The 24699-nt window shown below is 61.5% G+C and carries 26 protein-coding genes and 1 pseudogene; 19 read left to right on the top strand and 8 right to left on the bottom strand.

What is annotated here, in order from left to right:
• Positions 1–71 precede the first annotated feature (71 nt).
• The 5 genes and pseudogenes from cydD (at position 72) to cydX (ending at position 6473) form a co-directional block, all read left to right on the top strand.
• Positions 72–1712: a thiol reductant ABC exporter subunit CydD gene (cydD, locus tag ATN84_RS01355; RefSeq protein ID WP_082766121.1), complete on the top strand. Its 1641-nt coding sequence runs from the start codon at positions 72–74 to the stop codon at positions 1710–1712.
• A pseudogene (locus tag ATN84_RS01350) lies at positions 1709–3362 on the top strand (amino acid ABC transporter ATP-binding/permease protein). The gene cydD and the pseudogene ATN84_RS01350 overlap by 4 nt, the downstream one beginning before the upstream one ends.
• Before the next feature lie 79 nt (positions 3363–3441).
• Positions 3442–5019 (top strand): cytochrome ubiquinol oxidase subunit I, encoded by a 1578-nt coding sequence (locus tag ATN84_RS01345; RefSeq protein ID WP_068879739.1) that lies wholly within the window; start codon positions 3442–3444, stop codon positions 5017–5019.
• Positions 5020–5024: 5 nt separating this feature from the next.
• On the top strand, positions 5025–6179 hold the full coding sequence (gene cydB, locus ATN84_RS01340) for a cytochrome d ubiquinol oxidase subunit II (RefSeq protein ID WP_068879738.1): 1155 nt from the start codon (positions 5025–5027) through the stop codon (positions 6177–6179).
• Positions 6180–6299: 120 nt separating this feature from the next.
• Positions 6300–6473: a cytochrome bd-I oxidase subunit CydX gene (gene cydX / locus ATN84_RS25785; RefSeq protein ID WP_082766042.1), complete on the top strand. Its 174-nt coding sequence runs from the start codon at positions 6300–6302 to the stop codon at positions 6471–6473.
• A gap of 89 nt (positions 6474–6562) precedes the next feature.
• Here cydX and ATN84_RS01335 read toward each other — a convergent pair whose 3' ends face one another.
• Both ATN84_RS01335 and ATN84_RS01330 read right to left on the bottom strand, forming a co-directional pair.
• Positions 6563–7141, bottom strand: a complete 579-nt coding sequence (locus tag ATN84_RS01335) for an invasion associated locus B family protein (protein WP_068879737.1) — start codon at positions 7139–7141, stop codon at positions 6563–6565.
• 68 nt (positions 7142–7209) lie between these two features.
• Entirely contained in the window at positions 7210–7431 is a 222-nt protein-coding gene (locus tag ATN84_RS01330) for a hypothetical protein (protein ID WP_068879736.1), read from the bottom strand.
• 411 nt (positions 7432–7842) lie between these two features.
• Here ATN84_RS01330 and ATN84_RS27650 point away from each other — a divergent pair, with 411 nt between their 5' ends.
• Together ATN84_RS27650 and ATN84_RS01320 are read left to right on the top strand one after the other, a co-directional pair.
• Entirely contained in the window at positions 7843–8535 is a 693-nt protein-coding gene (locus ATN84_RS27650) for a hypothetical protein (RefSeq protein WP_068879735.1), read from the top strand.
• Positions 8483–8770 carry a helix-turn-helix domain-containing protein gene (locus tag ATN84_RS01320; RefSeq protein WP_068879734.1) on the top strand — a complete coding sequence of 96 codons (288 nt, stop codon included), beginning with the start codon at positions 8483–8485 and terminating at the stop codon, positions 8768–8770. The genes ATN84_RS27650 and ATN84_RS01320 overlap by 53 nt, the downstream gene beginning before the upstream one ends.
• Positions 8771–9098: 328 nt before the next feature.
• Here the strand turns inward: ATN84_RS01320 and ATN84_RS01315 are convergent, their stop codons facing one another.
• Positions 9099–10424, bottom strand: coding sequence for a dicarboxylate/amino acid:cation symporter (locus ATN84_RS01315; RefSeq protein ID WP_068879733.1), 1326 nt, complete (start codon positions 10422–10424; stop codon positions 9099–9101).
• A 289-nt stretch (positions 10425–10713) separates the two neighbouring features.
• On the opposite strand from ATN84_RS01315, the gene ATN84_RS01310 reads away from it, so the two are divergent.
• From ATN84_RS01310 to ATN84_RS01300, 3 genes are all read left to right on the top strand, one after another.
• Positions 10714–12537, top strand: a complete 1824-nt coding sequence (locus ATN84_RS01310; protein WP_068880813.1) for an ATP-binding protein — start codon at positions 10714–10716, stop codon at positions 12535–12537.
• Positions 12534–13889: a sigma-54-dependent transcriptional regulator gene (locus ATN84_RS01305; protein ID WP_068879732.1), complete on the top strand. Its 1356-nt coding sequence runs from the start codon at positions 12534–12536 to the stop codon at positions 13887–13889. Before ATN84_RS01310 ends, ATN84_RS01305 begins: the two co-directional genes overlap by 4 nt.
• 171 nt (positions 13890–14060) lie before the next feature.
• Positions 14061–14777, top strand: a complete 717-nt coding sequence (locus ATN84_RS01300; RefSeq protein ID WP_161939546.1) for a glutathione S-transferase family protein — start codon at positions 14061–14063, stop codon at positions 14775–14777.
• On the opposite strand, the gene ATN84_RS01295 is transcribed toward ATN84_RS01300, so the two are convergent.
• The 4 genes from ATN84_RS01295 to ATN84_RS01280 all read right to left on the bottom strand — a co-directional run bounded on the left by ATN84_RS01295 (position 14774) and on the right by ATN84_RS01280 (position 17722).
• A complete protein-coding gene (locus ATN84_RS01295; protein ID WP_068879730.1) occupies positions 14774–15799 on the bottom strand; it encodes a fatty acid desaturase in 1026 nt (341 codons plus the stop codon). The two genes, ATN84_RS01300 and ATN84_RS01295, sit on opposite strands and share 4 nt — an antisense overlap.
• Before the next feature lie 6 nt (positions 15800–15805).
• Positions 15806–16066 carry a DUF4167 domain-containing protein gene (locus ATN84_RS01290; protein ID WP_082766038.1) on the bottom strand — a complete coding sequence of 87 codons (261 nt, stop codon included), beginning with the start codon at positions 16064–16066 and terminating at the stop codon, positions 15806–15808.
• 434 nt (positions 16067–16500) lie between these two features.
• Positions 16501–17379 carry an SDR family NAD(P)-dependent oxidoreductase gene (locus ATN84_RS01285; RefSeq protein WP_068879728.1) on the bottom strand — a complete coding sequence of 293 codons (879 nt, stop codon included), beginning with the start codon at positions 17377–17379 and terminating at the stop codon, positions 16501–16503.
• A 43-nt stretch (positions 17380–17422) separates the two neighbouring features.
• Positions 17423–17722, bottom strand: a complete 300-nt coding sequence (locus ATN84_RS01280; RefSeq protein ID WP_153020057.1) for a hypothetical protein — start codon at positions 17720–17722, stop codon at positions 17423–17425.
• Between the two features lie 457 nt (positions 17723–18179).
• Here ATN84_RS01280 and ATN84_RS01275 point away from each other — a divergent pair, with 457 nt between their 5' ends.
• The 4 genes from ATN84_RS01275 to ATN84_RS01260 are packed head-to-tail and all read left to right on the top strand — an operon-like array spanning position 18180 to position 21746.
• Positions 18180–19622, top strand: a complete 1443-nt coding sequence (locus tag ATN84_RS01275; protein WP_082766037.1) for an arylsulfotransferase family protein — start codon at positions 18180–18182, stop codon at positions 19620–19622.
• Positions 19619–19879, top strand: a complete 261-nt coding sequence (locus ATN84_RS01270) for a hypothetical protein (RefSeq protein WP_068879726.1) — start codon at positions 19619–19621, stop codon at positions 19877–19879. The genes ATN84_RS01275 and ATN84_RS01270 overlap by 4 nt, the downstream gene beginning before the upstream one ends.
• Before the next feature lie 12 nt (positions 19880–19891).
• Positions 19892–20617: a hypothetical protein gene (locus ATN84_RS01265; protein WP_068879725.1), complete on the top strand. Its 726-nt coding sequence runs from the start codon at positions 19892–19894 to the stop codon at positions 20615–20617.
• A 19-nt stretch (positions 20618–20636) separates the two neighbouring features.
• Positions 20637–21746 carry a sulfotransferase gene (locus ATN84_RS01260; RefSeq protein ID WP_068879724.1) on the top strand — a complete coding sequence of 370 codons (1110 nt, stop codon included), beginning with the start codon at positions 20637–20639 and terminating at the stop codon, positions 21744–21746.
• A 36-nt stretch (positions 21747–21782) separates the two neighbouring features.
• Here ATN84_RS01260 and ATN84_RS01255 read toward each other — a convergent pair whose 3' ends face one another.
• On the bottom strand, positions 21783–21971 hold the full coding sequence (locus ATN84_RS01255; protein WP_068879723.1) for a DUF3008 family protein: 189 nt from the start codon (positions 21969–21971) through the stop codon (positions 21783–21785).
• A 147-nt stretch (positions 21972–22118) separates the two neighbouring features.
• Between ATN84_RS01255 and ATN84_RS01250 the strand changes: the two genes are divergently transcribed.
• From ATN84_RS01250 to ATN84_RS01235, 5 genes are all read left to right on the top strand, one after another.
• Positions 22119–22349 (top strand): hypothetical protein, encoded by a 231-nt coding sequence (locus ATN84_RS01250; protein ID WP_068880811.1) that lies wholly within the window; start codon positions 22119–22121, stop codon positions 22347–22349.
• Positions 22350–22387: 38 nt separating this feature from the next.
• Positions 22388–22561 (top strand): hypothetical protein, encoded by a 174-nt coding sequence (locus ATN84_RS27400; RefSeq protein ID WP_201026300.1) that lies wholly within the window; start codon positions 22388–22390, stop codon positions 22559–22561.
• A gap of 89 nt (positions 22562–22650) precedes the next feature.
• On the top strand, positions 22651–23079 hold the full coding sequence (locus ATN84_RS01245; RefSeq protein ID WP_068879722.1) for a CBS domain-containing protein: 429 nt from the start codon (positions 22651–22653) through the stop codon (positions 23077–23079).
• Positions 23080–23276: 197 nt separating this feature from the next.
• Positions 23277–23627, top strand: a complete 351-nt coding sequence (locus tag ATN84_RS01240; protein ID WP_068879721.1) for a DUF1428 domain-containing protein — start codon at positions 23277–23279, stop codon at positions 23625–23627.
• Positions 23628–23737: 110 nt separating this feature from the next.
• Positions 23738–24622 (top strand): SDR family NAD(P)-dependent oxidoreductase, encoded by an 885-nt coding sequence (locus tag ATN84_RS01235; RefSeq protein ID WP_068880810.1) that lies wholly within the window; start codon positions 23738–23740, stop codon positions 24620–24622.
• Positions 24623–24699 lie beyond the last annotated feature (77 nt).

The raw sequence follows: 24699 nt of genomic DNA, 5'->3' as shown, positions 1-24699 counted from the left end.
GCAATGCTCCGACAAGGCGTACGAAATTCTCATCCAGATCGTCTCCCAAGACGAGTGCCAGGGCAGGGGCGGTGCTGCAGGCCGGCGCCGCGCTGCTCTGGCTGCCGCAGGCGGCGCTGCTCGCCTATGCGCTGGGTATCATCACCGATGATGGCGCCCTGCGGCAGATGATCTGGATCGCCGCTGCCGTCTTCGGCATCGGCATTTTGCGTGCTGCGCTGGATGCCGCCGGAAACAGACTCGCCTTCAAGGTTGCCCGCGCAACGCTTTCTTCCATGCGGCAGCGGGCGATCGCCGCACTCGGCGGCCGCTCGCCGCTCGACAGCGGGCGTCCCGCCTCCGGCTTTGCTGCCAGCGTCATCGCCGAGCAGGCGGAGGCGATCGTTCCCTATCTCGCGCGTTTCCAGCCGGTGCGGCTGCGCGTCATGATCCTGCCGCTCATCATCCTGGGCGTGGTTCTCTGGTTCTCATGGGCGGCGGCGCTGGTTCTCCTCGTTGCTGCGCCGCTCATCCCGATCTTCATGGCGCTGATCGGCTGGCGGGCCAACGCAGCGAGCGAGGCACAGCTTGCCGAGCTCGGCGGCATGAATGGCTTCCTGCTCGACCGCTTGCGCGGGCTCGCCACCATCCGCGCCTTCGGCGCCGTCGATCTCACCGCCCGTCGCCTGCGCGACAATGCTGAAAGCCTCCGCCGGCGCACCATGGCCGTTCTGCGCATCGCCTTCCTGTCATCGGCGGTTCTCGAGCTTTTCTCCGCCCTCGGCGTCGCCATGGTCGCCGTCTATATCGGGTTCCATCTCCTCGGCCAGCTCGATTTCGGAGCCTGGGGTGGCAAGCTTTCGCTCGCGGAAGGCTTCTTCATCCTGCTGCTGGCGCCGGCCTTCTTCGAGCCGCTGCGCGATCTCTCCGCCGTATGGCACGACCGTGCTGCCGGCGAGGCGGCGATGAAAGCGCTCGAGGCACTGTCGGAGGATGGCGCGCCGGTGGTCGGTAAAGGGGAGGTTCACTCACCGGTTCCGGTTCGCAAACCGGTATCCCTCCAACTCTCCAACATCCGTTTCCGCCATGCCGGCAGCGATGCTTTGCTGTTCGATGATTTCAGTCTTTCCGTCGCTCCGGGCGAGCATCTCGCCTTGTTCGGCCCGAGCGGCTGCGGCAAGTCGAGCCTCTTGGCGCTGGTCGCTGGCCTCGTCACCGCCGAAGAAGGCAGGATCATCGTCAGCGGCACGCCGCTGAGGGACGAAACAGCGGCGGATCTGCGCCGGCGCATGGCCTGGGTGGGGCAGAAGCCGCATATCTTCGCCGGCTCGGCGGATGCCAATGTCACGCTCGGCCGGGATGGCGTGGATAGAGCGAGAATTGCCGCCGCGCTTGGCCTTGCCGCACTCGGCGAAATCGAAACGGTGCAGGACCGCGCCCTGATCGGTGAAAACGGCGTCGGCCTTTCCGGCGGCGAGGCGCTGCGCCTGGCGCTGGCCCGTGCCGCCCTCAATGCCGAGGCCGGCATTATCCTGGCCGACGAGCCGACGGCGCATCTCGACAGCCGCACCGCCGCAAGGATCACCGAAAGCCTTCTGGCGCTCGCCGAGGGCCGGCTATTGATCGTCGCCACCCATGACCGGGCGCTTGCAGAGCGCATGGACCGGGTGATCATGCTCGACGGAGCCGGTGTCGCGTCCCATGTCGAGACCAGGAAGAGGGCCGCGCGATGAGCATGCTCCGCCACCTCCACCCCGTGCTGGGCCTGTTTTTCGCCGAACGCCGTGGCCTGCTGTTTGGCGGTATGGCACTTGCCGCAGCCACGGTGCTGGCCGGTATCGCACTGCTCGGCCTTTCCGGCTGGTTCATCACCGCCACCGCCATCGCCGGGCTTTCCGCTGCGACGGCGCTCGTCTTCGATGTCTTCGCGCCCGCCGCAGGCATTCGTTTCCTTGCCATTGTGCGCACTGGCGCCCGCTATGGTGAGCGGCTTGTCACCCATGACGCGACGCTTGCCGTGCTTGCCGCCTTGCGCGAGAGGCTGTTTCGGGCTCACGCCGGGCCGGGAGCGGCGCATGATCTCCTGATGCGGCCGGCGCGTCTCCTGTTCCGCTTGACGGCCGATATCGACGTGCTGGATTCGCTCTACCTCCGGGTGCTGGTGCCGGCGGGCGCTGCGCTTGGCGCCGCCCTTGCCGCTGGCGTGGTCTTTTATCTCATGTCGCCGCCGCTCGGCCTTGCGGTTGCCGGCCTGCTGCTTTTGGCGGGGCTGGGCCTGCCGGCAATCGCGGCGATTGCCGCTGAAAAGCCGATGCGTCGCCACGCCAAGGCGGTTGAAGCGCTGCGGGCGCGCACCATTGATTTTGTCGCCGGCCAGACGGAACTCGTCATGGCCGGGCGCCAATCGCCTTGCGGAAGCCGATGACGCGCTGAACCGGCTCGATACGGCGCTGGCCGCGGGTTTCGGATCGGCGGGGGCGCTGCTGCTCGCCGGCGCGCTTGTCGCGGTGGCTATGTTGGTGCAAGCGGGAACGTTCGGCGCGCCGGTCGCTGCCCTCGGCCTTCTCGTTGCGCTTGCCGCTATGGAGCCCTTCGCGGCGCTGCGGCGTGGCGCGATGGAGCTTGGCCGGACAGCACTCGCCGCGCGGCGGCTGACGCCACGTCTGAACGCAACCGACGAGCCGTTACCCCGCCATGCGCCGCAGGAGGGAGGGGCCACGCGTCTTGTCTCCGTCACCGCCTGCCACCATGGCACGGAGAAGCCGGCGCTTTGTGATGTTTCCCTTGACCTTCGTGCCGGGGAGAAACTCGCTCTCGTAGGGGCGAGCGGTGCTGGAAAATCCACGCTGCTCGCCGTGCTCGCCGGGGAAATCGCGCCGCAGGCCGGCACGGTTGAAGCGACACGAGCCACGCTTTTGACCCAGCGTACCGAGCTCTTTCAGGACACGGTTCGCGAAAACCTCCGCCTTGCCAATCCCGCTGCCGACAATGCAGCGCTCTGGGATGCGCTCCAGGATGCCGGTCTCGCTTCGACCGTCGCTGCGATGCCCGGCGGCCTAGAGGCCAAATTGGGCGAGGGCGGTCTCGGCCTGTCCGGTGGCCAGTCCCGGCGCCTGGCGCTGGCGCGGCTTTTCCTGACCGACACGCCGCTCTGGCTGCTCGACGAACCGACCGAGGGGCTGGACGCGGCGACGGCGGGCGATGTGCTCGACCGTCTTGGACGAAAGGCGCGGGGCCGGACGCTGGTGATCGCCACCCATACCAGGCGTGAGGCCGCGCTCGCGGACCGCATAATTGTGCTGGATCAAGGCGGGATCACCCAATCTGTTGGCAATGTTGATCCTGGCTTCTTGCACATTGTTAACGGATTGCGGGAAGTATAGCCGCAGAATTCAACCGATTCCATATGGTATCGGAAAGAATAGTTGAGAAAGGAGCGCCGGTGGCGCCGGCGGAAAAACAATGGAATTCGACATTGTCTCACTATCGCGTCTGCAGTTTGCAATAACAGCGCTCTACCATTTTCTTTTCGTTCCGCTGACGCTTGGCCTTTCCGTTCTGCTGGCGATCATGGAAACCGTCTATGTCATGACAGGCCGCAAGATCTGGCGTCAGATGACCAAATTCTGGGGCACGCTCTTCGGCATCAACTTCGTCATGGGGGTCGCCACCGGCATCGTCATGGAATTCCAGTTCGGCATGAACTGGAGTTACTACAGCCACTATGTCGGGGATATTTTCGGGGCGCCGCTCGCCATCGAAGGGCTGATGGCCTTCTTTCTCGAGGCGACATTCGTCGGCCTGTTCTTCTTCGGCTGGGACAAGCTCTCCAAGCTCGGCCATCTCGTGGCCACCTATGCCGTCGCTGCCGGCTCCAATTTCTCGGCGCTATGGATACTGATCGCCAATGGCTGGATGCAGAATCCCGTGGGGTCGGCCTTCAATCCGCAGACCATGCGTATGGAGATTACCGATTTCTTTGCCGTGCTGATGAACCCCGTCGCCCAGGCGAAATTCGTCCACACGGTATCGGCCGGCTATGTCACGGCGGCAATCTTCGTGCTCGGCGTCTCGGCCTGGTATCTCCTCAAAGGCCGCTCCACGGAGCTCGCCAAGCGTTCGATGACGGTCGCCGCCTCCTTCGGCCTCGCCGCATCGCTTTCCGTCGTCGTGCTTGGTGACGAAAGCGGCTATCTCTCCACCGAACACCAGAAGATGAAGCTCGCCGCCATCGAGGCCATGTGGAACACCGAGCCTGCGCCCGCCGCCTTCACCGCATTCGGTTTCCCCGATCAGGAGGCGCGCGAGACGCATTACGCCGTCCATATCCCCATGGTCATGGGCCTGATTGGCACCCGCTCGCTGACGACGCCCATCCCGGGCATCAACCAGCTCGTGGCCAGCGCCGAGGATCATATCCGCAAGGGCATCGTCGCCTATGATGCCCTGCAGAAGATCCGCGCCGCCGGCAGCGAAGCAGCGGTTCCCGCGGAGGCGCGCACCGCCTTCGAGGACAATGGCCGATGGCTCGGCTACGCGCTTCTCCTGAAGCGCTATGTCGACGATCCGCGAACCGCGACCGACGCGCAGATCAAGGCTGCCGCCAACGATACGGTGCCGGGCGTGCTGCCGCTCTTCTGGTCCTTCCGCATCATGGTGGGCCTGGGCTTCTTCTTCATCCTGCTGACGGCGACCTTCTTCGTCCTTTCGGCGCGCCGTGCGCTCGACCACCATCCGTGGCTCTTGCGGGTGGCGGTTTTCTCCATCCCGCTGCCGTGGATCGCCGCCGAGCTGGGCTGGGTGGTCGCCGAGTTCGGGCGCCAGCCCTGGATCATCGAGGGCGTGCTGCCGACGGCGGCGGCCGTCTCCAATCTCGGTGCGGCGACCGTTCTTACGACGATAGTGGGCTTCGTGGTGATCTATACGGTGCTGATCATCATCGAGATGGGCCTGATGCTGCGTGCCATAAAGCAAGGCCCCGAGCCCGATACAGAGCCTGAAGCGATCCTCGCTTCACCCACGATCGCTCCGGCGGAGTAAGAGACATGATACTCAGCGAACTGATTGATTACGGAACCCTGCGCCTGATCTGGTGGGTTCTCCTCGGCGTGCTTCTCATCGGCTTCGCCGCCCTCGACGGTTTCGATCTCGGTGTCGGCATGCTGCTGCCTTTCGTCGGCAGGAACGACATCGAGCGCCGCGTTGTCATCAACACCATTGGCCCGGTCTGGGAAGGCAATCAGGTCTGGCTCATCCTCGGCGGCGGCGCCATCTTCGCCGCCTGGCCGCCGCTTTATGCGGTCTCCTTTTCCGGTTTCTATCTCGCCATGTTCCTCATCCTCGCGGCGCTGATCCTGCGTCCGGTGGGGTTCAAATACCGCAGCAAGCGCGACAGTATGCGCTGGCGCTCCGGCTGGGATTGGGCGCTGTTCACAGGCGGTTTCGTTCCGGCGCTGATTTTCGGCGTCGCCGTCGGCAATGTGCTGCAGGGCGTGCCGTTCCGCTTCGCCGAGGACATGGGCATCTTCTATGAGGGCTCGTTCTTCGGCCTGCTCAATCCCTTCGCACTGCTCTGCGGTCTTCTGTCGGTCTCGATGCTGGTCATGCACGGCAGCGCCTGGCTGGCGCTCAAGACGGACGGCAAGATTTCGTGGCGGGCGCGGGATTACGGCAGCGTGGCCGCGCTCATTACTCTGGTGCTCTATGTCGCGGCCGGGGCAATTCTGTGGGCCTATATCAGCGGATACCGGATCACCAGCGCGATCGATCCGGCCGGGCCGTCCAATCCGCTTCTCAAGACGGTGGTGGCCGAGAGTGGCGCCTGGTTCGCCAATTATGCCGCCCATCCCTGGCTGCTTGTCGCGCCCGCGCTCGGCATAATCGGCACGATTGCAACCTTCCTTGCCCTGCGCAGCGGGGCGGAAATCCTGCCGCTCCTGACCGGGAAACTCGCCATCTTCGGCATCATCTCCTCCGTCGGCGTCTCGATGTTTCCCTTCATCCTGCCGTCGTCTATCGATGCGAAATCGAGCCTCACCGTGTGGGATTCCTCGTCCAGCCATCTGACACTCTTCATCATGCTGGTGGTGACGGTAATCTTTCTGCCGATCATCGTCGCCTATACGAGCTGGGTCTATCATGTGCTGTGGGGCAAGGTCGACGCGGCGCAGGTTACCGACAAGAGCAGCCATTCTTATTGAAGGGAATAGGGAAGTAAGGGAATAGGGAAGTAAGGGAGTAGGGGAGTATGTTGGCGCAAAAACATGCTCCCTTGCTCCCCGCTTCCTTACTCCCTTGATGACCAATCAAGGAGACCGAACATGTGGTATTTTTCCTGGCTTCTCGGATTGCCGCTGGCAGTCGCCTTCGCCGTCCTCAATGCCATGTGGTATGAGCTGATGGATGACCGGGCCCGGCAGGAATCCGGATCTCGCCCGGCTCAGACAAGTCCGCGTCACGCGGCCGCGCGCAAGGCGTCCGCCCGCAAGCGGTGATCGGCATTCGCAAAGCGATATGCAAGTTCATAAGAAAAGCGCCAGGCGTCTTGCTACGCCTGGCGCTTTAAGGTGAAATCGCCGCTGGTTCAGGATTTGGTCAGCGCGGCCAGCCGCGACGATGCGGCGGCAAAGCCTTTGAGCGAGATATTGCCGCTCACGTCCTGGCCGCCATTGAAGGCTGTCATGCTGATCACCGCCTGATTGCCTTTTGCCAGGGCAGCCATCGCCTTGCTGTCGAAGGAGAGCGGCGCGATACAGCCCTGCGGCAGGCAGGTGCTGATGCTGGTCTTGGTCAGATCGGTGTCATCGACCTTGATCTGGACGCCTTTCGAGATATCCAGCCCGAAGGGCAGGACGAGTGTCGAATTGGAGACGCCCGTCTTGGCATCGGGAGCGCCGAGAGCAATCATCAGCACCCTTTGGCCGGACTTGCCGTCGACCTGTTCCTGGGTCATCTGACAATTGCGCTTCTTCGCATCGTTCTGAGTGGTGGTCTGGCAATTGATCAGCCAGTCTCCGAATGTCTCGGAAAGTGCGGTCGGTCCTTCGCTCTGCGCCGGAGCGGGACTGGGAAGAAGGAGCGTGCCGCCCGCAGCTGCAACCAGTGCGAATGCGGCAAGTAGGCCCGTGCGTTTGTGGTGGCGTGGTTTGGAAAGTATAGCCATGTTTTTCTCTATCCAATTTTGATTCTGCAAATGTCTTTAGGTATCTTTGTCTTACAAATGACCTGGGATCAAGATGCGTTCTTGCGTATATCTCCTTCCTTTTTCTTTTCAATGAAATAGACTAAGCCGCTGCCGTGCCCGCGGCTGGTATTGGATGTTTTCCCGGCGCTGCAAAAGAGAATCACTCTGCCCGGCAAGGTGATTGGCTGGTCCTTTTTCCAGCCATCATCACGCGAATCACAGGTGTCGATCCTTCCCGGCCCGCCGATAGTCTGTATCTTGCAGCGCACATGAAGCGGTTCCTCTTTTCCAATCTGTCGGTTCTTGCCAGAAATCCTGCATTGGGTTTTTATTGCATTTCGAAGATTTCATGAAATTCCGGAATCGTCAATTTTTAGTTGAATTCTTTTAATTCTATTAACCATATAGTTGCATCGGTGCAATGACCGATGATACTGGTAAATCAACAATAACGATAATTGTCAGTTGCGTTCCCGGTAAGACGTGGGATGAACCAGGGCAGCCGCGTCTGCTCCGCTGGCAGAAGTGTTCTTTGACGAGCGCTTCGCGTGAGGGGGAGATGTTTGCCTGCCATGAATGGAAGGAACATCGTCAAGATAATTATTCATAGCAGATGAAGAAATTATTGAGCGAAGGGCAACAGCCTTCATTTTTCAATGGCAGTTTATGGATATGACAAAATGAATACTATTTTTGATGCCAAACGCGCCTTTCCTGCGGATGATGGAAACGACGCCATGCAATTTCCGGATTTTCCCGGTGAACGTCTGACAGCGCTGGATGGAAGGCTGATCCACGCGGTTTCCCCGGCCGGAGCCGCCTTGTTCCGCCCCGCCGAGCCGCTTGCCATGGTGATCTTGTCGGCCATCCGCGACATGGAATGGTCGCTGGGGCCGGGCGTCACCCAGATCTTCGATGCGCCCGCCGGCATGGTTCTGGTCTTTCCCGCGGGAAGCCAGTCGGTGCTCCGCTGGCCAACCGGCAAGGAAAGCGTGTCGGTGATGCTGTCCACGGAGAGGCTCGAAGGGCTGGAGGAACTCTCGGCGGAACTGAGTGAGCCGCTCTTTTCGGCGGTGAGCCGCATTATCGATTCCAAATGCCTGCAGGTGGCGCATCTCCTGCGTGGTGAATTGCAGAAGCAGGCGCCCGCCAGCGAGCGTTATCTGGATGCGCTGATGACCGTGGTTGCCACGCTTCTCCTGCGCAATCATGTCGACAAGCGCCGGGAAGAAGGAAGTCGGAGGGCTCTCTTACCAGGCGTCACGCCGCATCGAGGCCTATCTCCGGGAAAATTTCTGCAACAAGATCTCCATCGCGGAGATGGCGGCGCAGGTCGGCATCTCGCCTGGTCATTTCCTCACCTCCTTTCGTGAGAGTTTTGGCCAGACGCCGCATCAGTACCTCCTCACATTGAGGTTGAACGAAGCGGAAAAGCAGCTGCGCGAGAGCGATACGCCGCTCTCCAGCATCGCCGAGATGATCGGCTTTTCCAGCCAGAGCCACATGACCACGGCGCTGAAGAAGAACAAGTTCGCCACGCCCGGTGAAATTCGCCGTCGGCGGCTGTTCGCCAAGCCCGTGGTCCCGAACGTCCAGGCGGCGGAGTAGGAAATGGGATGCCCCCTCTCTTGCGATTTCTAACACTTAGCTTCGCTAAGATGTTGAAATCACTTTCTCTCCCGCAAGGGGAGAGATAATGCTGCGCTGCCCTTGCTGCCAACCGCAGGAGTTGATGATTGGTTGCAGGTTCATGCGGGCTCTATCTCCCCCTTGGTGGGGGAGAAAGCAAATTCTCGGGCTTGGGCTCTGCCCAAGTCCTTAGAATTTGCAAGAGAGAGCTGATTGGCGGTGCCGATGATGCAGACAGATCAAAAAAAGCCGGGCACATCACTCGATGTGCCCGGCATCCGTTATCGATGGCCTGTGGCGGACAGGATCATTCGGCGGGCTGCAGCACCTCCGGTGCCGGAAGCGGATTGCCGCTCATGGCCGCGGCGAGCTTCTCCGTGTCGAGCTCCTTTTCCCAGCGTGCCACGACGATGGTCGCGACCGCGTTGCCGACGAGGTTGGTCAGCGCCCGGCATTCCGACATGAAACGGTCGATACCGAGGATCAGCGCCATGCCCGCCACCGGAACGGCGGGAACGACCGAGAGCGTGGCGGCAAGCGTAATGAAGCCCGCGCCGGTGATGCCCGCCGCGCCCTTCGAGCTCAGCATGGCCACGAGCAACAGCAGGATCTGATCGCCGATCGAGAGCGGAATATCCATCGCCTGCGCGATGAACAGGGCCGCCAGCGTCATGTAGATGTTGGTGCCGTCGAGGTTGAAGGAGTAGCCGGTCGGCACGACGAGGCCGACGACGGACTTCTTGCAGCCCGCCTTTTCCATTTTCTCCATCAGCGTGGGCAGGGCCGCTTCCGACGAGCTGGTGCCCAGCACGAGCAGCAACTCCTCCTTGATATAGCGGATGAGCGCCAGGATCGAGAAGCCGTTATAGCGCGCCACTGCGCCGAGGATGACGAGCACGAACAGCAGTGAGGTCAGGTAGAAGGTGCCGACCAGCATTGCCAGGTTGGCGATGGACTCGATGCCGTATTTGCCAATGGTGAAGGCCATCGCGCCGAAGGCGCCGATGGGAGCGGCTTTCATCAGGATCGCCACCAGCTTGAAGATCGGGGCCGAAAGCGCCTGCAGGAAGTTGAGAACCGGCGCACCTTTTTCGCCGACCATGCCGAGCGCGATGCCGAATAGGACGGAGAAGAACAGCACCTGCAGAATATCGCCCGAGGCGAAAGCGCCGACGATGGTCGAGGGAATGATGTTGGTCAGGAAGCCGGTGATGCTCTGCTCATGGGCCTTCTCGGCGTAGTTGGCCACGGCATTCGCGTCGAGCGAGGACGGATTGATATGCATGCCGCTGCCGGGCTGGATGACATTGGCGACGATCAGGCCGACGATCAGCGCCAGCGTCGAGAAGGTCAGGAAATAGAGCATCGCCTTGCCGGCGACGCGGCCGACCTTCTGCAGGTCCGACATGCCCGCGATGCCGGTCGCGACCGTCAGGAAGATGACGGGAGCGATGATCATCTTGACAAGCTTGATGAAGGCGTCGCCGAGCGGCTTCAGGCTGGCGCCGAGATCGGGATAGAAATGGCCGAGCGCGATGCCGGCCGCGATCGCCACCAGCACCTGCACGTAGAGATGGCCGTAGATAGGGGTTTTTCCGCGCGGGCTTTCCGCGCTCAACTGTGTCGGGCTCATGAGTTCCTCCGGTGGATACGAACCCCGGCGCTCGACAGCTCCTCCGCCGATTTCCAGGATTCCTGAACATGCGGGCGTTTCACCGCCCGCGTGGTGCTTCCCTGGAGCAATCGCCGTGCCAAACTTTTGCCTTATAGGTAAACAATTGATTTCATTGTGAGAAGAAGAAGGCTGTTCGCCGCTGGCTTGGAAGCTTGTGCGAAAATTCGGACGATTGTCCTTGTGTTTCGTCTGGATTTCTGCACATTCGCGGCATTATGTGCGCCCGTTCTCGACCGATCGCTCAAACATGAACGCCTCTCTCTCCCGCGCCGCGATACAGTGGACCGTTTACGCGCTTCTTGCCGCCGCGGCTCTGCTCGCCGCCCTGTGGCTTGCCGGCGATTATGGCCGGGAGCAGGCCTACCGGACGCTCGATGCCCGCGCGCGCAATGCGGCGACGCTCAATGCCGTCGTGCTGCGCACCGTGCTGGAGAAACAGCGCTCCGTGCCTTTCGTCCTTGCCCAGGATAGGGACGTGAGCACCGCGCTTGCATCCGGCGATCCGGCGCTGTTCCACGGGCTCGACCGGAAACTCGAGGGCCTGATCGGCGAGACCGGGGCGGCGGTCATCTATATCCTCGACAAGAAGGGTCTTGCCGTCGCCGCCAGCAACTGGCGCACGCCGACGAGTTTCGTCGGCCATGATTATGCGTTCCGGCCCTATTACAGCACGGCGGTCAAATTGGGCGCGGCGGAATATTATGCGCTCGGCACCGCCAGTCTCCGCCCCGGCCTTTATATCTCGCGGCGGGTCGAGGGGCCGCAGGGCGTGCTTGGCGTCATCGTCGTCAAGCTGGAGTTCGATCAGGTGGAGGCGGATTGGCGCAATGCATCAGGCGCTTCCTATGTGACCGACGGTCACGGCGTCGTGCTGGTGACGAGCATTCCGCAGTGGCGCTTCATGTCGCTTGTGGATATTCCGCCGCAATCCCAGGCGGCATTGCGCGATAGCCTGCAATTCGGCGATGCGCCGCTGGCAACGCTTCCCGTCGTCCCTCACACCGCCGAGGAGCAGCCCGATATCGTCAAGGCGACGCTGCCGGATGCGCGGTTGGCGGATTTCATTCGGGTCGCCGTGCCGGTGCCGACCACCGCCTGGACTTTGCATATGCTGGCGCCGGCCGCGCAGGAGGTCCGCGCCGGCGTGCGCGAGGCGCGCTCGCTCGCCGTGCTGGGCCTGATCCCGGTCCTGGCGCTGGCGGCGTGGCTGCTCTATCGGCATCAGCGCATCCTGCGCCGTGCGGCTGAGGCGCGCGCGGCGCGCGAGGAGCTGGAACAGCGCGTCAGCGAGCGTACGGCGGAGCTGAGCGCCACCAATAAGCGCCTCGAATTCGAGGTCGAGGAACGCCAGAAGACCGTCATGCGTCTGCAGGAGGTGCGCGAGGAACTGGCTCAGGCCAATCGGCTGGCCATTCTCGGGCAGGTGGCGGCGGGTATCACCCATGAGATCAACCAGCCTGTCGCGGCGATCCGCAGCTATGCAGACAACGCCCGCACCTTTCTGGAGCGAAAGGAGCCGGAGGCCGCCAGCGAGAACCTTTCGACCATCGCATCCCTCACCGAGCGCATCGGCACCATCGCCGACGGTTTGCGCACGTTCTCGCGCAAGGGCACCGGCGGCGTGGAACCGACCAGCGTTGCCGAGGCCATGGACGGCGCTTTCCTGCTGCTCAATAACCGTCTGCGCCAGCAGGGCGTGGAGCTTGCCTGCGATATCCCGCCGCCGGATATCCGTGTCATGGGTAACCGGGTGCGGCTGGAACAGGTTCTGGTCAATCTCATCCAGAACGCGATGGAGGCCATGGAAGGGCAGGCGGATGGCCGAGTCGATCTCACCTGGCGCCGACATGGGGACGAGACCGAGCTTGTCGTCGCCGATAACGGTCCCGGCATTCCGCCCGAAGTGATGGAACGCCTGTTCACGCCCTTCACCACGACAAAGAAGGGTGGCCTCGGCCTCGGTCACGTCATCTGCAACGACATCATCACCGAATTCGGCGGCCGTCTCGAGGTCGAGAGCGCTCCGGGGCAGGGCACCCGCTTCACCATTTATCTGAGGAGTATGCAATGAGCGGCGAAACCCGCGCGAAGATCGCTTTCGTCGATGACGACGAGACGCTGCGCCGTGCCAACGCGCAGACATTGGAACTCGCCGGGTTCGAAGTTCTCGCCTTCGACGGGGCGAGGGCCGCGCTCGACCACGTCGATGCGGATTTCGAGGGCATCGTCGTCACCGATATCCGCATGCCGCGCATCGACGGCTTTCAGCTCTTCCGTAAGCTGAAGGAGATTGATGTCGATCTGCCCGTCATCTTGATCACCGGCCACGGCGATATCGCCATGGCGGTCGAGGCGATGCAGGAGGGCGCCTATGATTTCATCGCCAAGCCCTATCCGGCCGAGAGGCTTGTCCAGAGCGTGCGGCGTGCTGTCGAGAAGCGCCGGCTGGTGCTTGAGAACCGCGAACTGCGCCGCGCGGCGCAAGCGGCGGAGGACGAGCTTCCGTTGATCGGCCAGACGCCATCGATGGAGCGCCTGCGCCGCACGCTGCGGCAGATCGCCGATGCCGATGTGGACGTGCTGGTGGCGGGCGAGACCGGCAGCGGCAAGGAGGTCGTCGCCGATCTTCTGCACCGCTGGAGCCGCCGGCGCACTGGCCATTTCGTCGCCTTGAATTGTGGCGCGTTGCCCGAAACGGTGATCGAGAGCGAATTGTTCGGCCATGAGGCGGGCGCCTTCACCGGCGCGCAGAAGAAGCGGATCGGCCGTATCGAGCATTCGAGCGGCGGCACGCTGTTTCTCGACGAGATCGAGAGCATGCCGCTTGCCGCGCAGGTGAAGCTGCTGCGTGTTCTGGAAAAGCGCGAGATCACTCCGCTCGGCAGCAACGAGGTGCGCCCGCTCGACCTGCGTGTCGTCGCCGCCTCCAAGGTAGACTTGGGCGATCCCGCCGCACGCGGCGATTTCCGCGAGGACCTCTATTACCGGCTGAATGTGGTAACGGTTTCGATCCCGCCCTTGCGCAAGCGCAAGGAAGACATCCCGCTGCTCTTCGCGCATTTCCTCAACCGTGCCACAACCCGCTTCCATGTCGATCCGCCTGATGTGACCGACGGGATCAGGCGTCATCTCATCGCCCATGACTGGCCGGGCAATGTCCGGGAGCTGGCGCATTTTGCCGAACGTTTCGCCCTTGGGCTGACCGAAACGCCTGCGGCAGTCGGACAGGCCGGCGGCGACGGCGAGGATCTTTCCCTGCCGCAGCGGGTCGAGCGCTTTGAGGCGGAGCTGATCCGCCAAGCGCTCGCCGAGAATAGCGGCGATGTCAAAGCCACGGTCGAGGCGTTGGGCATCCCCCGCAAGACCTTTTACGACAAGCTGCAGCGCCATGGCATTGTCAGATCCGGCTATGCCAAGGGTTGACCACCCGCTCCGCTGTCCCTGAATGCTCTGTCGTCTCAAGGGCATTGGTATCCTGAGCACTTCCCATTCTGGTCGCCCATTCTTCTCGTAACAAAGAATGTTGCATGATATGGGCTTTTGCCCTATCACGTAACTTATGAGGTGGCGTGATCTTGCTTGAGATCCATCGAGGTGAACGCAATCCGCCGCAGATGTCAGGAGAACCTCGTGAAGCTATATAATTTTCCTTGGGGACCGTACCCCCGTCGTGTTGCGTTGTACCTTGCCGAAAAGGGCATCACTGACATCGAACAGATCGAAGTGGAGTTCCCGCATCAGCCGGAGCTCTGGCCCGAGAATTTCCTTTTCAAGCTGAACCCTGCGCATTCCCTACCCGTTCTGGACACTGGCAACGGGATGTTGATCGGGCAGTCCATCGCAATTCTCGAATATCTGGAGGAGCGCTATCCCTTTCCGAATATGCTTGGAGAAACCTCGGAAGACCGTGCACGGACGCGTGAGCTCGTCGCCATCTTTGACGAGGCTACAAGCTTCTTCGGGCTATGGGCGCGGCAGGGAAGTCGCGTGAACGCCGAACGTCACACGCCAAGCGCTGAGGCGGCCTTGATCGGAGCCGAGCGCTTTGCGAGCAAGCTTCGCGTGGGAGAGGCGAAGTTCGTAGGCCCCTTTATGAACGGCAGCAGGCACACGATCGCCGATTGCGTGGCAATGGCGCTGATCGAGTTCGTCGATCAGTTCTACGGGGTTCCGGTGCCGGCTGATTGCCCGAAGCTCGCCGACTGGTATTTGCGGCTCTCAAATAGTGCAACCATACGATCTCCCCGATATCCGCAGGAAATGCTGAGCCTGGCATACGGCCTGCCGGAGCAGACGCAGATCTTTCTCTAGGCCAGCGCGCGCGCCTCGCGGAACGAGACGAGGCGCTTGCCCTTCTCATCCCAGAGCACGAGCCTCACGCAGCGCAGGCTTTCTGGAATGGTGATGCGGCCGATGTCGCGTAGTTCGGGATAATCCCTGAGCACTTCTGGAAGCCGGTAATAGGGAACCCTGCTCGACAGATGGTGGACATGGTGGATGCCGATATTGGCGGTCAGCCATTGCAGCGCGCCCGGCAGATCGTAATAGGACGAACCGTGCAGGGCGGACTGCTGGAACTGCCATTCGGTCCCTTCGGACCATTGCGTGTCCTCGAACTGGTGCTGGACGTAGAACAGCCAGATGCCGGCTGTACTTGCCAGAAGCACGATCGGCAGATGCACCAATAGAAATGGGCCGATCCCGATCAGCCAGATCAGGCCAGCCGCCAGAACGGCGATGGCCAGATTGGTCGCCATCGTCGAGATCCAGGGCTCAGTGCCTGAACGCATCATGCCGAAGGGCAGCCTTTGCTTGAGCAGGAAAACCCACACCGGCCCGATGACGAACATGACGATCGGGTTGCGGTAAAGCCGGTATTGGAGCTGGCCCCAGCGTGACAGGGCGCGATATTCGCTGACGGTCAGCGTCGTGATGTCGCCGACACCGCGCTCGTCGAGATTGCCGGCGGAGGCATGATGGATGGCATGCGTGCGCTTCCAGTAGTCATAGGGCGTGAGCGTCAATACGCCGATTGCCCGGCCGATCCAGTCATCCGCTTGGCGATGGGCGAAAAACGCCCCGTGGCCGCAATCGTGCTGGATCATGAACAGCCTGAGCAGGAAGCCCGCCGCCGGAATGGTCAGCAGCAGGCCCCACCAGAAGCCGTAATGGACGGCCGCGCCGGAAAGCGCCCAGAGCGCGGCGAACGGGATGATGGTCACCGCCAGTTCGAAGACGCTACGCAGGCGATCGGGCTTTCGGTAGTTGGAGAGGATCTTGAGCCAGGAGCGATGGTCGATGGTGGCGGCGGGGGCGGGGAAAATCGCGTTCATGCAGGGTCAGGATCCTGCCGGAGTCGTGCGCTCGGCGGCGGCGCAGCGATAGTAATGCTCTGCATGCTGATAGTAGTTTTCCGCCTCGACGCTGTTGCCGTTTAGAGCTTCGGCGCGCGCCAGTTCGGTATAGCGTGTGTACTGGTTTCGCGCGCCCTGAATATTCACGGGTCGATTGCTGCTCTTGTTGCGCGTTGCGCCGGACGGCGAGCGCAGCGCCTGCCGCGTTTGTTTGTTTTTCATGTGTGTTTTCAAGCCAGCATACATGGCTTGCTCCTTTGATATGTAAATGGAAATGGCCGATCCGACGCCATCTGATGGTGGGTGGTCGGGATAACGCGCAGCACCGCATGCGAGAATTTCATAAGCGGGCGCGATCGTTCATGGTTTCAGCCGGGACTTCGGTTCGGGTTCTGCAAGCCATCCCTGAGCCGCATCATGTTCTGGAATCCGTCCATGGCGAACCGCTTGCGGTGCGCACCGTGGAATGACGGTCAGGTTGGAGCGGGCGAGGTAAAGTGCGAAGCGCTTTTCCGCCCATTTCCCGCTCATGATTTGTGTGAGGATTGCGCTGGAGGCTCGTTCGACCCCACAGAGGACGAGCCGAACATGATGTTCAACAAGAATTTATATAGACGTCCGGCGGCGTGATTACAAGCCGCGTTTCGCCGGTGCGCACCGGATGAGCGGCATGCGGCTAGTCAGTGCAGCCGGTTCTTCGCCTGCTTGTTCCTCAAGCCGTCATGGCTGTGCTCCAGCGGCAGTGTCGGCTGGGGCTGCTCGGCGATCGTGCTGGGCACCTGCCGACCGGGGCCGCCCTTGGCGATCGTGGTGCCGCCATCGGCATACCACAGGGCGCCGGTGACATAGCTTGCCTCGTCGGATGCGAGGAAGGCGTAGACATTGGCCATCTCCTCCGGCGTGCCGCGTCGGCCGAGCACCGTGCCTGCCACCGTCATCTGCTCCATCTGCTCGTCCATCGGCCCCGTTTCCTTGTGGGTCCATGCGGTGTCGATCGGGCCTGGGCAGACGCAATTCGCGCGCACGCCATATTTGCCCTGCTCGAAGGCGACGCCTTTCATGAAGGCATGGACGAAGCCCTTGGTGCCGCCATAGGGCGCGTTGTTGCCTTCGCCCATATGGCCCGATTCGGATCCGGCGCTGAGCACCACGCCGCGCGTCCGCTGCAGATGGGGCAGCGCGAATTTGGTCATCAGGAAGACCGATCGTACGTTGTTGAGAACCGTGACGTCGAACGCCGGAACCGAATAGTCCTGGCATTCTGCGACTTCGAGAAAGACGCCGGCATTGTTGACCAGCACGTCAAGCCTGCCGAAATGGTCGATCGTCTTGTCGACGCAGTCATGCGCCGTTTGCTCATGGCTGACATTGCCCGAACAGACTGCCACTTCCCCGCCATTTTCCCGGATCGATCGCGCCACGTCCTCGACGGGATCGTCCCGCAACCCCGCCAGCATCAGCCTGGCGCCCTCGCGGGCAAATTTATGCGCGATCGCCTCGCCTATGCCGGTGCCAGCGCCGGTGATGATTGCAACCTTGCCGTCCAGTCGTCCTGCCATGTCAGATCTCCAGTTGCTCTTGGCGCTCCCGCTCACAAAGATGTTATTGCTTCGGTTTCTCGATGCCGCGCGGTTCTTTCGTGCGTCTGGTCTGCTGCCCGACCGTGTCCGCCTGCACCTCCTCGTCATAGGGCGAGGGCTGGCCGCCGCCGGCATCGCCAGCATCCGCCACGCGGCCGCCGTTGGGCTCGTCTTCGGGCGTGGTCTCCGCACCGCTCCAGACCTTCTTGGGATCACGCATGTCCTTCCGCGTCGGAGCCGCCTTGCGGCGCTCCTGCGGGGTATCCGTGCCTGTCGTCTCGCTGATTTTCGGCACCTGCCGGCCAACTTGTTTGCTAGTCATCATTGCCTCCCATGATTGTTTTCGTCTCAGGAAGGACGAACGGTGCGAAACCCCTATTGTTCCGGCGCCGTTGCGTCCAAATCCATTATTCGAGATGCGTTTTCACAAGCGGTCGCCGATCAGCCAATGCTCACAATGCGTTACAGGCTGAAGCAAAATATGGCTTCAGCGTCACGAAGCTGCCCTCTACCCATGTATAACGGTTGATGTTCCGGTTTTTCTTTCAAAGTCGGAATTTCGGGATGGCTATGCGCCGGATCAACTGCATTTGCCGATCCAAATTCGTTGCTGCGACGGCCCGTTCCGGCATAGGGGCAGGTTTTGCCGTCTAGCCGCGTGCCAGCCCGAAACAACATTGCCCTCTTGGAGGAGCGTGCAATGGGACGCCGAATGGAACTTTTCAGGCGTCATCGGAATTAGGCAGAGGAAACAATCACTTCGGGAATTTGCCGTGAATATGGAGAAGGAAAGCCCCAGGGAGCATCAGTCCCAGTCGGAACAGGCTGAAAGCGAAACCTCTTCCCGGTTGGACCGGGTTCTACGAACGGTGAGCATGATGGGCTGCGCATTGCTCCTGTTCATCGCAGGCGCGATAACCACGACCAGCGAGATTTTTCCAGGCCCGCAAATCGCTGCGGCCTATGAGGGCGGCAGGGCGCTCTACGACAAGGTCGTCAACTACCAGAACGTTTATGAGACCGATCTGTGGTATCCGCAGAGCTCGCCCAAAAAGGGCGTGACGACTTATGTTTCAGGCAAGGCCCACGACGGGTTGACGCTTTATACCTCGGGTGACGGGCCGGCGGCCTATCTCATAGATATGAACGGAAAGGTCGTGCATGAATGGCGCCGGCCCTTCAGCACGGTGTGGCCGAACGGACCGCACGGCAAGCTATGGCAGGCGGGTGCCCAGACCGTCTCGAAGCCGCAGGCCGATCCGTTCGTCTATTTCCGCCAGGCTCATGTCTTTCCCAATGGCGATCTCCTCGCACTTTACGAAGGAGCGGGCGATACGCCCTACGGCTACGGCCTCGTCAAGCTCGACAAGAACTCCAACGTGATCTGGAGCTATGCCGGTCGCGCTCACCATCAGTTCGATATCGGTCCCGACGGCAAGATCTATGTGCTGACGCATGAGTATTCCAAGGAGAGGCTGAAATATTATGGCCACCTGAAGCCGCCCCGCCTCGATGATTATCTCGTCGTGCTCTCTCCCGATGGCGAGGAGCTGGAGAAGATTCACCTGATGAACGCGTTGGGCGATTCCCCATTTCGGCAGCTGGGCTATTCGGTATCGAGCTTTTCGGTCGCCGAGCCGCTCCATGCCAATGCCGTCAATTACATAACCAAGGAGATGGCCGCCAATTTTCCTTTCGCCAGGGAAGGGCAGATCCTGCTGTCTTTCCGCGAACTGGGCACGGGTACGGTGGCCGTGCTCGATCCAGGCGCGAAGCAGATCGCCTGGGCCACCAACGGCCCATGGATAGGGCAGCATGACCCCGACATTCTGCCGAACGGCAACATCCTCCTGTTCGACAATTTCGGCAATTTTCGTGGCCCCAAGGGGCGGACGCGCATCATCGAATTCGATCCGCGCACCATGGAAATCGTCTGGCGCTATACGGGAACCGCCGAGCATCCGCTGGAAAGCCCGATCCGTGGCGAGCAGCAGCGCCTCGCCAACGGCAACACGCTGATCGACGAATCGACCGGCGGCCGCCTGGTCGAGGTAACGCAGGACGGGCAAATCGTCTGGGAATTTCTCAATCCCGCGCGCGGCGGCGATGACAACAACAAGATTGCGATTTTTGGGTGGGCTCAACGGCTGTCCCCCTCCGACCTCGAATTTCTGGGGAAGCCTGACGGGACGAGACAGCCAGACCAGGAGACACGAACATGAAGAAGTGCATTGCCTTGATCACACTACTCGTCACGCTGTCGGTTCCCACCGCTGCTTTCGCCTATGTCGGGCCGGGCGCCGGTCTTAGCCTTCTCGGCGCGCTGTGGGCGCTGCTGGCAGCGGTTGCCGCCGCCATTTTCTTTATCGTCGCATGGCCGATCCGCAAAATGATGCGCAACCGGCGCAGGAAGTTCGTTGCGCAGCAGGCGGGCGGCGATACCGTTGAAAGCGTCGCACCCACAGGGCGGGAAAAATAAGGAGGTCTGGCTATGCTTGGCCTTCTCGACTTGCCATCGCCCGTGCTGTCGCTGATCGATGGCGTGCTGACGCCGGTCCTCCCGCCCATCGGCAGGATTGTTCTCTGGGCCGCCGTGGGCGCCCTGGTGTCCATGGAGCTCTATCGCCTCTTGTCGCCCCAGCGGCAGATTGCGGAGATCAAGCAGGAACTGCAGCGTACCCAACGGCAGTTGAACGATTTCGACGGCCCGTTCGAGGAGGCGTGGATCTATATCCGGCGCACGCTGTCGCTTGCCTTGCGCCGCGTTCTCATCGTGTTTCCGTCGACGCTGATTGCCTCGCTGCCTGTACTGATCCTGATCATCTGGGCCGATGCGCATTACGGCAAGAGCTTCCCGCCGCCCGGCCAGGCGATCAGCGTCCAGATAACGGGTGACTATCAGGGCCGCTGGGTCGATACGGGCGATGGAGCCCCGCCCAAGGCCGAGGTGACGGATGTCTCTGGACACCGGGTTGCCGAGGTGGCCGTGTCGAAGCCCGTCAAAACCGTCCACAAATTGCGATGGTGGAACATCCTCGTCGGTAATCCCGCCGGCTATCTGCCGGATGATGCGCCTTTCGACCAGGTGGAAATCGCTCTGCCCCAGCAGCAGTTCTTTTCCTCCGGTCCCGATTGGCTGCGGGGTTGGGAGCCGATCTTCTTTGCGTCCCTTCTTCTCTTCGCGCTGACATTGAAGATCGTCCGCCGGATAGAATGACGACAGCCGGGGAAAAGAGATGGATCAGACGGTAAAGCGGCCCGCCCATATGGAGGTCGATCCGTGGACGGACAGGGTCGGCGGTCTCCTCGAACGGTTTCCGGGCCTGATGATCAAGGCAGGCGACTGGGAAACGCGCATGCTGCGCGACCGTCTGGCCGACATCGCCATCGACCGGCCGATCTATGTCGCCGGTCTGGCGCGCTCCGGCAGCACTATTCTCCTGGAACTGCTCGCCCGCCACCCCGACGCCGTCACCCACCGCTATCGCGATTTTCCGCTCCTGCCGATCCCCTGGGGCTGGAACTGGTTCATCGATCGCGCCGGCAGGGTCGAACAGCAGGCCGCCGAACGCGCCCATCGCGACCGCATCGTCGTCACGCCCGAAAGCCCGGAAGCTTTCGAGGAGGTGCTCTGGAACGCCTTCTTCCCCGGTCTGCACGATGCGGAGAAGAGCGCCGTGCTCGACCGCGATACCGCGCATCCCCGCTTCGAGGCGTTCTATCGCGATCATATCCGCAAGCTCCTGGCCCTGCGCCGGGGCAGGCGCTATGTCTCCAAGGGCAATTATAATGTCACGCGCATCGCCTATCTCAGGAAGATCCTGCCCGACGCGCGCTTCATCGTGCCTATCAGGGATCCCGTCTGGCACATCGCCTCGCTGGTGAAGCAGCATCGCCTTTTCCTGACCGCTGCCGCCGAGGACGAGCGCGTCAGGCGCCATATGCGCCGCAGTGGCCATTTCGAGTTCGGCCCCGACCGTCACGCCATCAATACCGGCCAGGACGGTGCGCCCGCCCGCGCTGCGGTCCACTGGAAAAGAGGCGAGGAGGTCGCCGGCTGGGCGGCGCAATGGGCGGATGTCTATGGCCATGTCGCCGATCTGATGCAGGATCCCGAAACCGCCGATGCGGTGAAGATCGTGCGTTACGAGGATTTCTGCGCCGATCCTGGTCCGGTTTTCGCCGGGGTGCTGGAGCGTTGCGGATTGCAGCCTGCTGGTCTCATAGAGATCGCCGGCACAACCATCAGCCCGCCCACCTATTACGAACCATCGTTCACAACGGCGGAACGCAATACGATCCATGATATTACCGCCGAGGTGGCCGGCCGGTTCGGGTATGGTTGACCAAGCAGAGGGAACGTCTAGATCCCTCCTCAATCGTCAGGATTTGGATGCGTGCTCCGGTTTGCCTTTGCGCTTGGTCGAGGCCATGTCGTGCAGCTCCTTTTCGCTCATCGACTTGACCATCGATTTCGAAGCGCCTTTCAGTTCGCTCTTCTTCATCTCACCGCGCTTGGCCGCGAGCGCTGCGCCGGCCGCCTTCTGCTGGCTTTTTGATTTCGCGGGCATGTCACACCTCTAAACGGTTGTCGTTGCTCTGCCGTTCTAACGTTCCACACGCTGAATTGTTCAGGACCGGCGGAGAAGTCGCTTGGAACCGGTCGGCAGTCATGGTGTTATTTCCTTCAAGGAAGAACTATCAGGGGGATGATTGCCATGCCGCCGGAAGAGATGGACGTTGTTTTGGCCAATCTGCCGCTCAGGATCGGGGCCTATGTTCCGGACGATCTCCTGGAGGACTGGTTCGCGCCCGGCACCGGCATGAGGCCGCTGAGTGACAAGGCGCTTGCCGCGGCGGAGGCCTATGGCCGGCGTTTCGAATGTGAATTCAAGCATTATCCGGAACGGATGGAGGGGGTTTTCTGGAAGTGGGTTCCGGCGATTTGAACGGGCGCGCCGCCCCACGAACCATCGGGAGTGAAGCCATGATGGAAGATGAGGTGCGCGAAGCCATAATCGCGGAACTTGAGCGTCAAGCCGAGGCCAACCCTTCGAAATTGCGGGTTTCGGCCAATCAGGATCAACTGACCGCCAATGGTGAGATCAACCTGGACGAGCTTGCCATGGCCATTGTCGGCGCCGTCGCCGGAGGGCCGTGAGATAAACCTCCGTCCGGCCGCCTTCGAATGGAACTTATGCGCTTCATGGCGATTAAAGCCGCATATCGCACGAGAAGGGAGAGAGTAAAATGCAGGTCCAGGAAATCATGACACATGGCGCTGACGTCATCGATCCCAACACGACCATTCGGGATGCGGCACGCAGAATGCGCGCGGACAATGTCGGGGCGCTGCCGGTCGGCGAGAACGATCGTCTCGTCGGCATGGTCACAGACCGCGATATCGCCATGCGCGCCGTCGCCGAGGACCGCCCGGCCGGCAATACAAGCGTACGGGAGGTGATGTCGGAGCATGTCTATTATTGCTTCGAGGATCAGGACGTGGATGAGGTGGCGGAATATATGGCCGAGCATCAGGTGCGCCGCCTTCCTATCCTGAATCGGAATAAGCGGCTCGTCGGCATCGTCTCGCTCGCTGATTTCGCTCGCTCGGGAATGGACGCTGTGAAAGCCGCCCTGAGTGGCATTTCCCAGCCGTCGGATCAGCCGCGGCACTGAACGTGGGATCAGTCCGGTACAAATTCTTGCCGCACCTGAGCTCTCGGGTGTGGTTCTCTTCAATTGTGTCTACACCCTCGAAATAAATTTCTCTGGCTCTGTCGGCCCGAAATCCGTTTATTCGTCCTTTGGGCGTTGAGCCCACTATTGCGGAAGACGCAGGCGGGGCGCGTACAAACATTCGGAGGAATATTCTGATGACCTATGTCGATGGTTTTGTCTTGGCCGTACCGAAGGCAAATCGCGAAGCCTTTAAAAAGCTGGCCGAGGATGCGGCGGTGATCTTCAGGGATCATGGCGCGTTGAGCGTCATGGAATGCTGGGGAGACGACGTGCCTGACGGCGAGGTCACCTCGTTTCCCATGGCCGTCAAATGCCAGCCGGATGAGGTGGTGGTCTTCTCCTGGATCGTCTGGCCTTCACGGGAGGTCCGCGATGCCGGAAACAAGAAGGTGATGGAAGACCCGCGCATGCAGATGAGCGGCGAGATGCCGTTCGACGGTAAACGCATGATCTTTGGCGGCTTCCAGACGCTGGTCGAAAGCTGAAACGCCACATCGGAAAATGAACGGGCCTTTTCGGTCGGATATGGCTGTTGCATAGTTCCGGCTTAAGGAACTATGCAATGCCAGAGTTCATCAATGAAGCGGGACCGGTCATGACAGTGAACACGGCAAAGACCAGCGCAACGGACGGCGTTTCCATATCTGCGGCTCTTTCCCCCGGAAATGTCGCGGTGATCACGGGGGCGGCTTCCGGCATCGGGCTTGCCGCGGCCAAACGCTTTGCCGCTTTCGGCATGAAGATCGTTCTTGCCGACCGCAATGTCGAAACGCTCGCCAGAGCCGCCGATCAGGTTGCGGCCGAGGCACGGGGCGGCGCAACGCATGTCATGCCGGTCGCGACCGACGTCGGCGACAGCGCCTCGTTACGCGCGCTGGAGGAGCGGGTCCGCCATGCGTGGGGCAAGGTGCATGTTCTGATGAACAATGCCGGCATCCAGCCGGGCAGCGCCATCTTCGGCCCGCAGGAGAATTGGGACGCGGTGCTGCGCGTCAATCTCGTTGGTGTCATCGATGGCACGCGTATCTTCGTGCCCGATATGATCGAGCATGGCGAGCCCGCCCTCGTCATCAACACCGGGTCCAAGCAAGGTATCACCACCCCTCCGGGCGATCCGGCCTATAATGTCGCCAAATCGGGCGTGAAAACCTTTACCGAAGCGCTGCAGCACGAATTGCGCACCCGGGAGAATTGCCGGGTGACCGCGCATTTGCTGATCCCCGGTTTTGTTTTCACGCCGCTCGCCGCTGGTGGCCGCACGGAGAAACCCGCCGGCGCCTGGACGCCCGAAGAGACGGTGGAGTTCATGCTGCAAAGGCTGGGTGAGGGCGATTTTTACATATTGTGCCCCGACAACGACGTGCCGCGCGCGCTCGACGAAAAGCGCATTCGCTGGGCCGCGGATGATATCGTGCTCAACCGCCCGCCGCTGTCGCGCTGGCACAAGGATTATGCGGAAGCATTCAAGGCTTTTTATTGAAAAAGGCGATTGATCCGGCGCCCAAAAAACAACACCCGCCGCGGGAGGAGGTGCGGCGGGTGCTATTTGTAAAGACC

Source organism: Paramesorhizobium deserti (assembly GCF_001558695.1).
Taxonomy (GTDB): domain Bacteria; phylum Pseudomonadota; class Alphaproteobacteria; order Rhizobiales; family Rhizobiaceae; genus Paramesorhizobium; species Paramesorhizobium deserti.
The sequence above is the reverse complement of the archived record's forward strand: the minus strand, read 5'-3'. Positions and strand labels throughout refer to the sequence as shown.

Excerpts from the sequence above, each read along its gene's own strand:
- ATN84_RS27400 (WP_201026300.1), top strand. The coding sequence starts at position 22,388 with ATGATGGAAGATGAGGTGCGCGAAGCCATAATCGCGGAACTTGAGCGT.
- ATN84_RS27650 (WP_068879735.1), top strand. The coding sequence starts at position 7,843 with ATGAATACTATTTTTGATGCCAAACGCGCCTTTCCTGCGGATGATGGA.
- ATN84_RS01260 (WP_068879724.1), top strand. The coding sequence starts at position 20,637 with ATGGATCAGACGGTAAAGCGGCCCGCCCATATGGAGGTCGATCCGTGG.
- ATN84_RS01240 (WP_068879721.1), top strand. The coding sequence starts at position 23,277 with ATGACCTATGTCGATGGTTTTGTCTTGGCCGTACCGAAGGCAAATCGC.
- ATN84_RS01310 (WP_068880813.1), top strand. The coding sequence starts at position 10,714 with ATGAACGCCTCTCTCTCCCGCGCCGCGATACAGTGGACCGTTTACGCG.
- ATN84_RS01295 (WP_068879730.1), bottom strand. The coding sequence starts at position 15,799 with ATGAACGCGATTTTCCCCGCCCCCGCCGCCACCATCGACCATCGCTCC.
- ATN84_RS01245 (WP_068879722.1), top strand. The coding sequence starts at position 22,651 with ATGCAGGTCCAGGAAATCATGACACATGGCGCTGACGTCATCGATCCC.
- cydX (WP_082766042.1), top strand. The coding sequence starts at position 6,300 with ATGTGGTATTTTTCCTGGCTTCTCGGATTGCCGCTGGCAGTCGCCTTC.
- ATN84_RS01280 (WP_153020057.1), bottom strand. The coding sequence starts at position 17,722 with ATGACTAGCAAACAAGTTGGCCGGCAGGTGCCGAAAATCAGCGAGACG.
- ATN84_RS01265 (WP_068879725.1), top strand. The coding sequence starts at position 19,892 with ATGCTTGGCCTTCTCGACTTGCCATCGCCCGTGCTGTCGCTGATCGAT.
- ATN84_RS01335 (WP_068879737.1), bottom strand. The coding sequence starts at position 7,141 with ATGGCTATACTTTCCAAACCACGCCACCACAAACGCACGGGCCTACTT.
- ATN84_RS01250 (WP_068880811.1), top strand. The coding sequence starts at position 22,119 with ATGCCGCCGGAAGAGATGGACGTTGTTTTGGCCAATCTGCCGCTCAGG.
- ATN84_RS01255 (WP_068879723.1), bottom strand. The coding sequence starts at position 21,971 with ATGCCCGCGAAATCAAAAAGCCAGCAGAAGGCGGCCGGCGCAGCGCTC.
- ATN84_RS01290 (WP_082766038.1), bottom strand. The coding sequence starts at position 16,066 with ATGTATGCTGGCTTGAAAACACACATGAAAAACAAACAAACGCGGCAG.
- ATN84_RS01315 (WP_068879733.1), bottom strand. The coding sequence starts at position 10,424 with ATGAGCCCGACACAGTTGAGCGCGGAAAGCCCGCGCGGAAAAACCCCT.
- ATN84_RS01270 (WP_068879726.1), top strand. The coding sequence starts at position 19,619 with ATGAAGAAGTGCATTGCCTTGATCACACTACTCGTCACGCTGTCGGTT.
- ATN84_RS01235 (WP_068880810.1), top strand. The coding sequence starts at position 23,738 with ATGACAGTGAACACGGCAAAGACCAGCGCAACGGACGGCGTTTCCATA.
- ATN84_RS01320 (WP_068879734.1), top strand. The coding sequence starts at position 8,483 with ATGGCGGCGCAGGTCGGCATCTCGCCTGGTCATTTCCTCACCTCCTTT.
- cydB (WP_068879738.1), top strand. The coding sequence starts at position 5,025 with ATGATACTCAGCGAACTGATTGATTACGGAACCCTGCGCCTGATCTGG.
- ATN84_RS01275 (WP_082766037.1), top strand. The coding sequence starts at position 18,180 with ATGGAGAAGGAAAGCCCCAGGGAGCATCAGTCCCAGTCGGAACAGGCT.
- ATN84_RS01305 (WP_068879732.1), top strand. The coding sequence starts at position 12,534 with ATGAGCGGCGAAACCCGCGCGAAGATCGCTTTCGTCGATGACGACGAG.
- ATN84_RS01345 (WP_068879739.1), top strand. The coding sequence starts at position 3,442 with ATGGAATTCGACATTGTCTCACTATCGCGTCTGCAGTTTGCAATAACA.
- ATN84_RS01285 (WP_068879728.1), bottom strand. The coding sequence starts at position 17,379 with ATGGCAGGACGACTGGACGGCAAGGTTGCAATCATCACCGGCGCTGGC.